This window comes from Methanosarcina barkeri MS (genome assembly GCF_000970025.1).
GTDB lineage: Archaea > Halobacteriota > Methanosarcinia > Methanosarcinales > Methanosarcinaceae > Methanosarcina > Methanosarcina barkeri.
This window is the reverse complement of the sequence record NZ_CP009528.1, coordinates 1,657,870-1,670,489: the sequence shown is the minus strand read 5'-3', so window position 1 is coordinate 1,670,489 and position 12,620 is coordinate 1,657,870. Positions and strand designations below refer to the sequence as shown.

The 12,620-nt window shown below is 38.3% G+C and carries 13 protein-coding genes; 5 read left to right on the top strand and 8 right to left on the bottom strand.

Translation table 11 applies throughout. The annotated features are described in order from the left end of the window. The first annotated feature begins 32 nt into the window (after positions 1-32). A complete protein-coding gene (locus MSBRM_RS06755; protein WP_048118606.1) occupies positions 33-440 on the top strand; it encodes a DUF1699 family protein in 408 nt (135 codons plus the stop codon). Positions 441-2,245: 1,805 nt separating this feature from the next. Here the strand turns inward: MSBRM_RS06755 and MSBRM_RS06750 are convergent. The 8 genes from MSBRM_RS06750 to nifS form a co-directional block, all read right to left on the bottom strand. Next, positions 2,246-2,671: a hypothetical protein gene (locus MSBRM_RS06750; protein WP_048118609.1), complete on the bottom strand. Its 426-nt coding sequence runs from the start codon at positions 2,669-2,671 to the stop codon at positions 2,246-2,248. Further along, complete coding sequence (locus MSBRM_RS06745; RefSeq protein ID WP_048106925.1) at positions 2,658-2,870, bottom strand: helix-turn-helix transcriptional regulator; 213 nt, start codon at positions 2,868-2,870, stop codon at positions 2,658-2,660. Before MSBRM_RS06745 ends, MSBRM_RS06750 begins: the two co-directional genes overlap by 14 nt. Before the next feature lie 456 nt (positions 2,871-3,326). Further along, entirely contained in the window at positions 3,327-4,934 is a 1,608-nt protein-coding gene (metX, locus tag MSBRM_RS06740; RefSeq protein ID WP_048118612.1) for a homoserine O-acetyltransferase MetX, read from the bottom strand. Positions 4,935-4,936: 2 nt separating this feature from the next. After that, positions 4,937-6,340 carry an O-acetylhomoserine aminocarboxypropyltransferase/cysteine synthase family protein gene (locus MSBRM_RS06735; protein WP_230629218.1) on the bottom strand — a complete coding sequence of 468 codons (1,404 nt, stop codon included), beginning with the start codon at positions 6,338-6,340 and terminating at the stop codon, positions 4,937-4,939. A gap of 86 nt (positions 6,341-6,426) precedes the next feature. Continuing rightward, positions 6,427-6,582 carry a hypothetical protein gene (locus MSBRM_RS20165; RefSeq protein WP_155396470.1) on the bottom strand — a complete coding sequence of 52 codons (156 nt, stop codon included), beginning with the start codon at positions 6,580-6,582 and terminating at the stop codon, positions 6,427-6,429. A 246-nt stretch (positions 6,583-6,828) separates the two neighbouring features. Further along, positions 6,829-7,419, bottom strand: a complete 591-nt coding sequence (locus tag MSBRM_RS06730; RefSeq protein WP_080941488.1) for a quinolinate synthase NadA — start codon at positions 7,417-7,419, stop codon at positions 6,829-6,831. Next, the gene (gene nifU / locus MSBRM_RS06725) at positions 7,400-7,789 is read right to left on the bottom strand and encodes a Fe-S cluster assembly scaffold protein NifU (protein ID WP_048118615.1); all 390 of its coding nucleotides are present in this window, start codon (positions 7,787-7,789) and stop codon (positions 7,400-7,402) included. The genes MSBRM_RS06730 and nifU overlap by 20 nt, the downstream gene beginning before the upstream one ends. 151 nt (positions 7,790-7,940) lie before the next feature. Next, complete coding sequence (gene nifS / locus MSBRM_RS06720; protein WP_048118618.1) at positions 7,941-9,155, bottom strand: cysteine desulfurase NifS; 1,215 nt, start codon at positions 9,153-9,155, stop codon at positions 7,941-7,943. 245 nt (positions 9,156-9,400) lie between these two features. Between nifS and MSBRM_RS06715 the strand changes: the two genes are divergently transcribed. From MSBRM_RS06715 to cysK, 4 genes are all read left to right on the top strand, one after another. Beyond that, a complete protein-coding gene (locus tag MSBRM_RS06715; RefSeq protein WP_048156895.1) occupies positions 9,401-9,658 on the top strand; it encodes a transcriptional regulator in 258 nt (85 codons plus the stop codon). A gap of 84 nt (positions 9,659-9,742) precedes the next feature. Continuing rightward, positions 9,743-10,735, top strand: a complete 993-nt coding sequence (locus MSBRM_RS06710) for an IS701 family transposase (RefSeq protein WP_048155834.1) — start codon at positions 9,743-9,745, stop codon at positions 10,733-10,735. Positions 10,736-10,766: 31 nt separating this feature from the next. After that, entirely contained in the window at positions 10,767-10,925 is a 159-nt protein-coding gene (locus tag MSBRM_RS20160; protein ID WP_176722176.1) for a hypothetical protein, read from the top strand. Between the two features lie 587 nt (positions 10,926-11,512). Continuing rightward, positions 11,513-12,439: a cysteine synthase A gene (gene cysK, locus MSBRM_RS06705; RefSeq protein ID WP_048118623.1), complete on the top strand. Its 927-nt coding sequence runs from the start codon at positions 11,513-11,515 to the stop codon at positions 12,437-12,439. Positions 12,440-12,620: the final 181 nt, after the last annotated feature.

Below are 12,620 nucleotides of genomic sequence, written 5' to 3'. Positions count from 1 at the left end.
AAATCTAATATTAAATAAGGAGTGGGGATAGTATGAAAATAAGAGTAGTTAGTTCACGGGAGGAAATTCCTACCCTGAACCCGAACGAAAAGGTTATCCATCTTGCTTTCAGACCGTCTAACAAGGATGTATTCATGCTTGCGGAAACATGTCCGAAAATTGAAGCTATACAGCTTCCTAAATCTTACAGAAGGACGGTTTCCAAGTCAATTGAAATGTTCCTGGAGATGCAGAAGATAAATCTTCTGGAAGGCGATGTATGGGGACACAGAAAAGACATAAACGAATATTATAATGTCTCTCAGAATGTTCTGGAGAAAATACAGGAATTAAAAGCCGATCGCTTTACCAATGAAGTTATTGCTGAAAAGCTTTCTAGGGAAAGTAAATTGAATTCGGATATGATCCTGTATATCCTGAGCAAAAAAATTGTGGATTAATCTGTTAATTCTTTCGCCATCTTCTGGGTGTATTTTCAGGATATGATCTTTTTCAGATCTTATCCTGTGAAAAGTGGTGGACAGGAATGGAATAAATGGACATTTCTTTGAACAGGAGTAAATTGACAGATATCCAAACAGGAATCGAGAGACGTAAAATAATCTAAAATAATAAAATAACCTGAAATAACCTAAAATAATAAAATAACCTGAAATAACCTAAAATATCTTAAAATAACCTAAAATAACTTAAAATAATATAAAATAACTTAAAATAGCTTAAAATAACCTAAAGTAATCAAAACTGTTGTATCCTGAAATGATTTCGCAGATTCAAAACCATTTGAAAGTTCAATACACGATGCAACAACAGGCGATGCAAAAAGTTAAACACTGGTAAACTCCAATTCCATTTTGGTACTTTGGAATAATCATATAAAAGGAACCATGTAAAAGAAACAAATTCGACGTTGAATTAAAATGGTGGGTCACCTAATAGATAGATAATGCAATAAAAAAATCAAAAAGGCGAAATAATTTTGGGATAAAACAGATCCATCATATTTTTGTATCCTCTTCAAATTCAATGGAGAATTTTCCAACTAGAAAAAGGTGCAACAATATACTACACAGTTATAAAGTTAAATGCATCGCTTGAGGTTGTTTTTCAAACTTGGTTAAATTCTTAAATTATTAGTTAATACATGAAATTTACATTTACCCAGACAAGTTGAAGAGTATATAAAAAAAGATTATATAAAAAAGAGTATATAAAAAAGAGTATATAAAAAAGAGTATAAAAAAAGAGTATATAAAAAAGATTATATAAAAAGAGTATATAAAAAGTTCATTGAGTGAAAATTGAAATTGAGATATTTCCACTCAATTTGAAGAAGATACTAATAATTTTTAAATTATTGATACAATTATTGACGATTTAATCCATATAAATTGACTCTGTAGGATGCTCTGAAATAACAAATTTCACTAATTACACACTAATTACACACTAATTTTAGCTTGAACAGCCAGATATATCTTTACTTATTTAATTTTAGCTTTTTAATACGAATTTATATATATTTACTACAAAGTGTATAACAAAATAGAAGCGAAGTTTAATCTTTGTTTTACTAATCCTGACCACTATTTCTAATCATCAATTCGTGATCGTCGTCTTTTTGTCTATGATTTTGAAAATGACCTGCCTTGATATACTACATAATCCTCGGCTGAAATAAACGTATTTATATTCCAATGTGCAGTTATAAATCTGATCAAGAATGAAGTTTGACACTATAATACGCAGTTTTTTAATAGCCATTTTAGTACCACTTATAGCATTAATTTTAGAAGGAGCTTACTATGGACTACGTCTTGGGAATACTGATGTTCTCACTGCTGGTTTTGTCAATAACTATTCTGATTTAACCAGCCCCTTAAACATAATATTCCTTGCTATGATATTCGTCTTAACACTCGTAATAGCCTTAAGTAAGATATCTAAAAAAGAAAGGCCGTAAAAATATAGAAAGTAAAGGTTCAAAAAGATTATAAAAACAGGAAAATTCGACTATGAGTATAGTGGATTAAATCTGACAAAAAAGCTCATCAGCTTTGCAGTACCAAACCTAATACAATATTTTTCTCAGTTTTCGAAAAGCTGTCAAGAAATTTGTTATATAAAACTATTGCATTTTTAATTTCGTTTTTGCAGCGTATCTGAATATATCATTTTTTATTCAGCCTAAAGTACAGGTTACAACCTAGAATTTGCGCTGGACTGGAATGATAAATTTGAGGTCTCAATATCGGTTATCATAGTAATTATATAAAAATATGGATAAAACTCCCTGTGCCAGGATTAAAAAACCGAAAAGACAAAGCATCCAGAATTCTGCGCCCATGAAACCCAATATAAATACTATAACAGTATTTAGATATAGCATATATTCATTTGTTTTGGACCCGGCTTTTTCCCTGATGAGGGTATTTCTTTCGTCTTTCATTTCAATTTTGAGTTGTTTCTCCGCTTTTGTGGAGTCTTTAATTGCGAAAATCTTTAAAATGTTGTCAACTGAATGTCCGAATATCAGTAATGCTATTACAAGTGGAATAATAACCCTAATATCCCTGCCATATAATTTTATAGCAAATAAACATCCTATAATAATTCCTGCACTTATCCCAACTAATATATAATTTTTAACTTGACTGTTAATTTTTATCATTTTTTTCCTCCTCATAAATGAAGATTTCTTCAATTGTAGTGTTGAAATATCTGGCAAGTTTAAAGGCTAAAATGATAGACGGGTTATATCTTCCATTTTCTAGAGAACCTATTGTTTGCCTGGAAACTTCCAGCGCTTCAGCGAGTTCTTCCTGCTTGATTCCTTTTTGTTTTCGTAATATTTCCAGCCTATTTTTCAAACTGGGATCTCCCTTAATGGAAAGTAAGCTTTCCATTTATGGAAAGTAAGCTTTCCATATACTTAATGGTATCGCTCTCAAGAATGTAATGTATACTTTCCATAATTTAGTAAAAATAGAAAAATGTCAAATAATAGAAAAATGCCAAATTTCAATGGTTGTCCAGCCAACCACAAATTTTGATTAGTCATAAAAAACTAAACTTAAAATTGAGGAACTTTATCCTCTACCTTCAAAGTTTTTCAGTAAAACTAATTTACAAAATATAACTTACAAAAACCAACTTGCAAAATAGAACTTACGAAAACTAATTTAAAAAATAACTTACAGAGCCGAAAAGACAGAGTTCTTCTTTTCAAGCTGAATGTGGTGTGCTGGACAAAAGAATTTGGATTTTGAATCATCAGATTCTTCAAAATTAACTGAACTTTTCTGAATTAACTGAACTTTTCTGAATTAACTGAACTTTCCAATAAGCGCGCTTATGCTTTCACTCGTAACCATACCTATAACTCGGTTTTCAGAATCGATTACAGGAAGCGCGGAAATCGAGTAATCTTCCATTATTGAGGATGCAGTCTCGATTTTATCACCTGAGAATACGTATTTCACGTCGCGGGTAATGATCTCATTCAGCTCGGTGATTTTGCAGGCAACGGCTTTTGTAATATCCCAGGAAGTGACTATGCCTTCAAGCTTTTCGTCCTCTGAGATTACAGGCAGATGGTTCACTTTCTTTTTTACCATAAGGGTTGAAGCGTTTTCAATCGTTTCGTTTCTAGAAACCGAATAGAAGTTCCGGTACATGATGTCACTTACAAGAATCTGTGAAAGAAAGCCCCTTATAAGGTAATTGAGCTGCCCTTCTTCAAGCAAAAAAGCATCATGCCCATACTGAGACCTGATTTCCTCGTATTTGGCATCAACCCCGTTTGCAGTAAGTGCAGATACGATTTCCTGAGATTGATATGGAGGATAGAGCCAGTCCGAGGTTATGGAAATCACAAGGTATTTTGCAGTAACTCCTGAAAGACCTTCTATTAGAGACCCATTTTTTGAAAGGTCAAAGAAATCCACGGCTTTTGTGATATAAAGATATGAGTTGGCATCAAAACGCTTTGTAAAAGTATCTCCCTGGTGATTCAGGTAGCTTTCAACCTGGAAATTCGAGGAATGGTCAGAAAAGGTTTCTGAAGAGACTTCTGGAGAGACTTCTGGAGAGACTTCTGAAGAGATTTCCGGAGCGGCTTCTGAAGAAGTTTTCGGTAGATTCGGGCCTGCTTTCTCCTGCTGAGCTCTCCCAAACTTCTTTTGCATCGAAGCATCGCTTAAGTATGTAATATGGCCTATCATGCGGGCAAGCGCCAGGCCCTGTGCAGGAGTTTTCTTTCCGTAATAGTTACCTCCATTCCACTTTGGATCATCTGTTATTGCTTTTCTACCAATTGCTCCAAATGCGATTTGCTGAGGGGTTGTGGACGCAGTTGTTGCGATTGCAATTGCTTTTTTAACCATTTCAGGATAACTGACCGTCCATTGAAGCACCTGCATTCCGCCCATTGAGCCACCTGTAACTGCAAAAAGCTGTTTTATTCCCAGGTGCTCGACAAGCTTTTTCTGGGCATTTACCATATCCACGATAGTAAGTACAGGAAAAGAAATACCGTAGGGTTTTCCTGTTTCTGGGTTAATAGAAGAAGGACCTGTAGAACCTTTACAGCCTCCAATAATGTTTGAACAGACAATGCAATATCTTTCCGTATCAAATGCCTTATTCGGGCCAATTACAATGTTCCACCAGCCCGGCTTTTTGTCCCCTGCATGAAATCCGGCAGCATGAGCATCGCCTGTAAGGGCATGGCAGACTAGGATAACATTGCTCTTATCCGCGTTCATCTTCCCGTACATCTCGTACTCTATCCTGACATGGGAAAGAGTCTTTCCACTCTCGAGCCTGAAAATTCCAGGAATTTCATAGTTCATTGAACGGACTATCCCAAGATTCTGGCCTTTTTTTCCCGAAAAAAGGTTTTTAAAGGAAGGAACCTGGGTCGAGATTTCCATACTCATACCTCGGAGAGTGCCTGATCAATATCGGAAATAAGGTCCTTTGCATCCTCAATTCCTATGGAAAGCCTGATAAAGTCCTCAGTTACTCCACAGGCTGCCTGCTCTTCCTTTGATAGTTGTTCATGGGTGGTTGAAGCCGGATGAATTACAAGACTTTTTGCATCTCCGATATTTGCAAGGTGGGAAAAGATCTCAAGCCCTTCAATAAACTTTTTACATTCTATGGCTCCACCCTTGATCCCAAAGCCTATTAGTGCGCCGAAACCTGATTTAAGGTATTTCTTTGCAAGTTCATGGCTGCAATGGGATTCAAGCCCAGGATACGAAACCCAGGAAACCTTAGGATGCTTTTCCAGGAATTTTGCAATCTCCAGGGCGTTATCACAGTGTTTTTTCATTCTGAGAGGCAGAGTTTCAAGCCCCAGGGTAAAGAGGAATGAATTAAAAGGAGAAATGCATGCTCCAGTGTCTCTGACAAACTGCACCCTTGCTTTTGCGATAAAGGAAGCCTTTCCAAAGGCTTCCTTATACTTCAGGCCGTGGTACCCGGGATCAGGTTCGCAAATCTCAGGGAATTTTTCAGGTTTCCAGTCAAAGTTTCCTGAGTCAACAATTACCCCTCCTATAGAAGTCCCGTGACCTCCTATGAATTTTGTTGCTGAATATACGACTATATCTACCCCATGATCAATTGGCCGTAAGATCAAAGGAGAAACAGTATTGTCTACAACAAGTGGAATTCCTGCGCCATGAGCGATTTCTGCGAGTTTCTCAAAATCAGGGATATCAAGCCCGGGATTTCCTATTGATTCCACATAGATGGCTTTTGTTTTTTCCGAGATTGCATTTTTGAATTCTTCAGGCTTCCCGACGTCTACAAATTTTACGTTTCTTCCGAGCTTTGGGAAAGTATAATTGAAAAGCTCGTAGGTTCCTCCGTAAAGCTTGTCCCCTGAAATAATCTCATCTCCGGGCTTTGTGAAAGTGAGAAGTGCGGTTGTAATTGCAGCCATTCCTGAGGCTACTGCAAGGGCACCTATGCCTCCTTCAAGGGCAGCTATTCTTTTCTCAAAGACATCGGTTGTGGGGTTCATAAGGCGGGTATAAATATTGCCTTCTTTCCTGAGCCCAAAAAGATCGGCAGCTTCCTCAGCATCCTTAAATACATACGCTGCGGTCTGATAAATCGGAACCGACCTTGCTCCTGTAACCGGATCGGGTTTTGCGCCTGCATGCACGGCAAGAGTAGAAACTCCCAGGCTTTCAGACTTATTTTTTTTCCTGCTTTCTTTTGTCTGAATTTCTTTTGTCTGAATTTCTTTTGTCTGAATTTCTTTTGTCTGAATTTCCCGATTTTCCTTGCCTTCTTTTTCGTTCCGATTTCTGTTTTTGTCCGTCATTCTATCTTATCTCCAGCCTTATCCCCAGTCCAAATTTTTTTGATATCCGTCAGGCTATTTCTCGAAGTTTTTTTATTCGTCTTTATTCATCCTGATTCGTCGTTATATGACTTATCGTAATCTTTGGAAAAGTCAGGAGTGAGAATCGAACTCACATAATTCCGGGTTGCAGCCGGAAGCATCACCACTCTGCCATCCTGACGATTATTCTCTTTTTGCATGTGTTCACAATCTTCTTGCATACATTCACAATTGTGATTATCTTCACAATCGTGAACCTATTATAAATAACTACCTACTAAATAGCGATGTTAATACAGATAATTATCTATGATAATAAAAGAAAGTATAAATAATTATTGATAATAATCTGCAAACACATATTTTAGAGTTTCAGAAAATCTTTTATAAAAACCATTTTCGTGAAAAGTTAAGGAAAAAGAGCCTTAAGACGTTACCGTTCTCCTGTATACTCTCCTCTCCATACATCAAGATCCGCTAATCTCAAGCATCCTGTTCAGGGCTTTTCTGGCTTTAACCCTTATATTTTCCTGGACATGAATCTCATATTCCAAACTCTGCAAGCTGTTCAGAATAGCCTCGAGAGTTATTTTCTTCATATTGTAGCAAAAAACCTTCTTTGAAGCAGGATAGAACTTCTTATCCGGGTATTTCCTTTTCAGGCTTCGAACAATTTCCCTTTCGGTTCTTATTATAAATTCCGTGAAGCCTGAATTTCCCACCTCCTTTACAATTCCCGAAGTGCTTAGAATCCGGTCTGCAAAGTTAAGGACTTCGATTCTGCACTCGGGATGTTCAAGAAATTCAGCATCAAGATGCAGCTTTTTTAATTTCTGTATATTTTCCTCACTGATGTCATCATGAACATGGCAAAATCCGGGCCAGAGATGTATCTTTTTATCAGTATGAAGAGATACAAAGGCTCCCAGAGTTTTGTCCAGAATAAATATAATCTCCTTGTCTTCAACTGAATTTACTACATTTATAGCGTTTGCCGATATGCAGCAGATATCGGACTCAGCTTTTATAGCCGCCGTCTTATTCTGTCCACGGCTCAAGCCCTTTTTTCTTTAGATAATCGTTAATTGCCTCATGGATCGCCTCTTCTGCAAGCATTGAACAATGCATTTTTATTGGAGGAAGTCCGTCAAGGGCTTCTGCAACGGCTTTGTTTGAAAGTTTCCAGGCTTCTTCAAGAGTTTTTCCTTTAATCATTTCAGTTGCCATACTACTTGATGCGATTGCAGCTCCGCATCCGAAGGTCTGGAACTTCACGTCCGCAATCCGATTATCTTCTACCTTGAGGTAGATTTTCATTATATCTCCGCACTTCGCGTTCCCAACCTCTCCTATACCATCACTGTTCTCAATGCTTCCCATATTTCTTGGATTTGAAAAGTGGTCCATTACTTTAAGGCTGTAATCCATGAGCTGTCCTCCAGTATTGCTTTTCGATTATGTTCTCTCAATTTTAGAATTGTTCAAAAACTACTCAAAAATTATTCAAAATATTCAAAACCTTTCAAAACAACCTCGAATTCCTTCAATATCGTTCACCGTTGCCTGTTAAATACTGCCTTTAAATAGTCCTGTACTCTTTCGTGGTAAGTGGAGACATGTTTCGTAGCTTCTGCACGATCTCAGGTAGAACCTCAAGTACTCTATCCACGTCTTTTTTGGAATTCATCCTTCCAAGGCTGAGTCTGAGTGAACCGTGAACGATTTCGTGTGGGACTCCACAGGCTGTAAGCACGTGTGAGGGTTCGAGAGAAGAAGAGTTACATGCGCTTCCGGTAGATGCAAAAATTCCATTCGCATTCAATAGCAGCAGAAGCGATTCGCCTTCTATGTATTCAAATGTAACATTCACGTTATTTGCAAGCCTCTGTGTAGGATGCCCATTGAGGTGGGTTTTCGGGATTTTCAGAAGACCTTTAATAAGGTGCCCTCTCAGCTCGAGCAGGGTTTTATTTGATTCTTCAATTTCGGCTGTTGCTAGCTCTATAGCTTTTCCAAGGCCCACAATGGAAGGAACGTTCTCGGTTCCGGCCCTTTGTTTTCTTTCCTGAGCCCCACCATGCAGAAAGGTATCTATTTTTGTCCCTTTTCGGATGTAGAGGGCTCCACAGCCCTTTGGACCTTCGAACTTGTGCCCAGAAAGGGAGAGAAGGTCGATATTCATTTTTTTGACATTGATAGGAACATGGCCTATCGCCTGCACAGCGTCCGTATGGAAGTAAATCCGGTTCTCTTTAGCGATTTTTCCGATTTCCTCTACAGGCTGGATTGTACCTATTTCGTTGTTTGCAAGCATTATAGAAATAAGGATAGTGTCATCTCGAATCGCCTTCTTTACTTCCTCAGGAGATACCATTCCGTATTTGTCAACAGGCAGGTATGTTACCTCAAAACCCTGTCTTTCCAGCCAGGCACAAGTGTGCAGGACTGCGTGGTGTTCGATAGAAGAGGTGATTATGTGTTTTCCTTTATTCCGGTTTGCAAAGGCAGTCCCCTTAAGTGCCCAGTTATCGGATTCCGTGCCTCCGGATGTAAAATAGATCTCGTTTTCTTTAGCCCCGAGAGCATTGGCAACCTTTGCTCTTGCTTTGTCTATTGCATGTTTTGAGATTTTTCCGATCTCGTAGATAGAAGAAGGGTTTCCGAAATTTTCGGTCATGTAAGGAAGCATCTCTTCGACAACTTCTTTTCTTACAGGCGTTGTAGCAGAGTTGTCCATGTAAATGGTTTTGTCTTTAATGGTCACACTTGCACCTTCACAATTGTGAATACTCATAACAATTGTGACTATATAAGTTTTATCGTAAAATCTCGCGGAAAAACTTAGAGATATGCAGGGAAAATCCCGGAATCTTTTTGTAAATTTTGTAAATTGTTAAAAATCGAGCCGTTTTCTTGTAAGTTTTATTCCTTCTGAGACCGGCAGGGAATCTTATTATTATTTTTGGTACTGAAAATAATATATATGTACATAGGATATATTCTTCCTCAAGTGTAAAATCTCAAAAAGTGATGGTAATTATGGAAACTCCGTGTCAGAAGATTGTGTGGGATCTGGTCCCCGCAATAAGGGCCAGTCTTGCAATCGAACTTGTAAAAAAAGGACAGTCACAGGCAGCGTCGGCAAAGTTGCTGGGGATTGCCCCGTCGGCAGTTTCCCAGTATATATCGGGAAAACGAGGCTACAAAATTGAGTTTCAGGGTGAGACGAAAGAATTGATCGAAAAGCTTGCTCAGGACCTTATCGATAACAAAGTCAGCGACTTTGTAGTAAGATAGGACTTACGCAGTTAAAATGCCGAAAACTTGATATCTTTATAAATATACTTATGGCTTAGTGTTTCTCTAAAAACGTACGGAGTTATGGACATAAATCCACCTAAGTGTACCGACATTGACTACATTAATTTTCTCATTGCGGCTTCTAACGTTTTTAGCTGTACTGAAGCTGCTAGATGTTATCCAGACATAGCTAATGCTCCTTCTCATGATGCTTTTACTCGTTGCCTTCAAAGGCAACCTCCAGACACGGAAGCACTATGGGAGGAAGTAAAAAGTTATGTCAAGCTTAAGGGAGGATACCTAATTGTTGATGATTCAACATTAGATAAACCATACGCAGAAGAAATTGCTTTTGTTCGTCGTATGTGGAGTGGAAAACATCATCGTACTGTAAAGGGAATAGGCCTGGTTACCTTAGTTTGGACTGACGGTACAACCGTTATACCTATCGATTTTCGAATTTATAACATCGATGTAGACGACAAAACAAAGAATGACCATTTCCGTGATATGCTTGACAAGGCCGAAGAACGTGGTTTTAATCCCAAATTCGTTTTATTTGATACATGGTATGCAAGTGTGAAAAACCTTAAAGCCATTAGACAGAAAGAGTGGCATTTCCTTACAAGATTGAAAAATAATCGTTTGGTAAATCCTGACAACAAGGGAAATGTGCCACTTGAAACAGTAGATATTCCTCCAAAAGGACGTGTGGTTCACCTCAAAGCATATGGATTTGTAAAGGTGTTTAGGATAGTTTCAAAAAATGGAGACACGCAACACTGGGTTACAGATGTGCAAGAGATGGATGAAGCAAAACGTGAAGATTTGGCAAAGAAGTCATGGAAAATTGAGGAATATCATAGGGGAATAAAACAGTTCTGTGGTGTCGAAAAATGTCAGGCAAGAAAGGAAGAATCACAAAGAGCACATATAATGTTCTCATTAAGAGCTTTTCTTAGACTGGAATTACAAAGAATCAAAAGTGGAATATCCTGGTTTGAAAGTGCTATGAAAATTAGAAGAGTGGCAGTGACAGAATACTTAAGGAATCCCCAATACACGTTAAATTAATTCAAATATTTGAAAGTTTGGAAAAAACAATATGCTAGGAGCCAACTGCGTAACTCCTATAAGAATCTGTGAGATCTGTGTAAGTGCCAGAGGAATTGAAAATAAATGCAATAGTGAATGTGGCAAGGAAGAGCAAGCTAATTCTAAAACAGAAGACAAAGAGGACGATAAAAAAGAATCTGAAGCATAAAGTCGGATTTTATCAACTTATTTACTGCTTTCAGAGCTCTATTATTGTTTTTAGTCCTTTTACTTTTTTCAGTCTTTTTACTGTTTTTCTAATTTTCTTAATATTTTTCTAGTTCCTTACTGTTTTCCCAGTTCCTTACTGTTTTCCCAGTTCTTTACTGTTTTTTACATTATGCTGTCGAATTCTTTTTGTTCTTAAGTACGGATTTTCAGTGCAGGAACTTCTCGATAACTATATTTAACATGAGATTAATTAACATGAAATTAATTCACAATTGTGAATTTTCTGTGAATTATCTGTATGTTGCCGTATCTTGTTGTATATTGCAGCAGTGCTGGCTTGCAGCAGTGCCGACCACTCAAAAATGATCTCAGGCTGATTAAAAAGTCATCCGATAAATTGCAATGAAGCCTGAAAAAAACCTGAAAAAAACCTGAAAAAAGTTTGAGCGTAAAAACGTACGTGACTGGCAGCTTATAATATAATCGAGTTAATAGAATTTAATTAATATATTTTAATTAATATAATCTGATCGAATTAAAATACATGGAACCTGAAAAAAGTAAGTTGCAGGAGACGGTAAAAGTATGGGGCGAATATATTCCGACATAACCTGGACAATTGGTAATACGCCTCTTGTCAGGTTAAACCGCATAACAGAAGGTCTACATGCGGATGTGTTAGCTAAAGTAGAGTCCTTTAATCCTATGGGAAGTGTGAAGGACAGAATAGGGCTGGCGATGATTGAAAAAGCCGAACTTGAAGGGAAAATCAAAAAAGGTACCACTGTTATTGAAGCCACCAGCGGTAACACCGGCATCGGACTCGCCTGCGTCTGCGCTGCCCGTGGCTATAAGCTCATACTGGTTATGCCTGAAACAATGACAGTAGAACGAAGAAAACTGCTGAAAGCCCTGGGAGCAGAACTTGTCCTGACTCCGGGAACGGAAGGAATGAAAGGAGCAGTTAATAAAGCCGAGCAGATGGCTGCTGATGATCCTTCACTTTACTTCATAGCCCAGCAATTCCAGAATCCTGCAAATCCAGAAATTCACAGACGTACAACGGCTGAAGAAATCTGGAGAGACACGGATGGCAAAGCAGATGTCATTGTAGCAGGCGTGGGAACAGGCGGAACTATCACAGGCATTGCCAGCGTTATCAAAAAACGGAAACCTGAGTTTAAGGCGATTGCAGTCGAACCTGCCGAATCTCCCGTACTCAGCGGCGGAATCCCTGGACCACATAAAATCCAGGGTATCGGTGCAGGTTTTATTCCTGATGTACTCCAATTTAACCTTGTAGATGAAGTGATCAAAGTAACCGGAGACAACGCCGCTGCTACATCCCGGCGCCTGGCAAAGGAAGAAGGCATCCTTGCAGGCATATCCTCAGGCGCTGCTACCTATGCTGCACTTCAGGTCGCAGCCAGGGAAGAAATGAGCGGAAAGACGATTATTGTGATCTTGCCGGATACGGGAGAGCGTTATCTGAGCACTGACCTCTTTGACTGATTTGTCAGCAAATGTTTGACCGATTTATCAGCAAATGTTTGACCGATTTATCAGCAATTGTTTAACCGATCTATCAACAACTTTTCAATGAGTTCCCAGCTAACCGATTTATCAGTAGCATTTGGCTGATTTATCAGCAAATGTTTGACCGATTTGTCAGCAAATGTTTGACCGATCTATC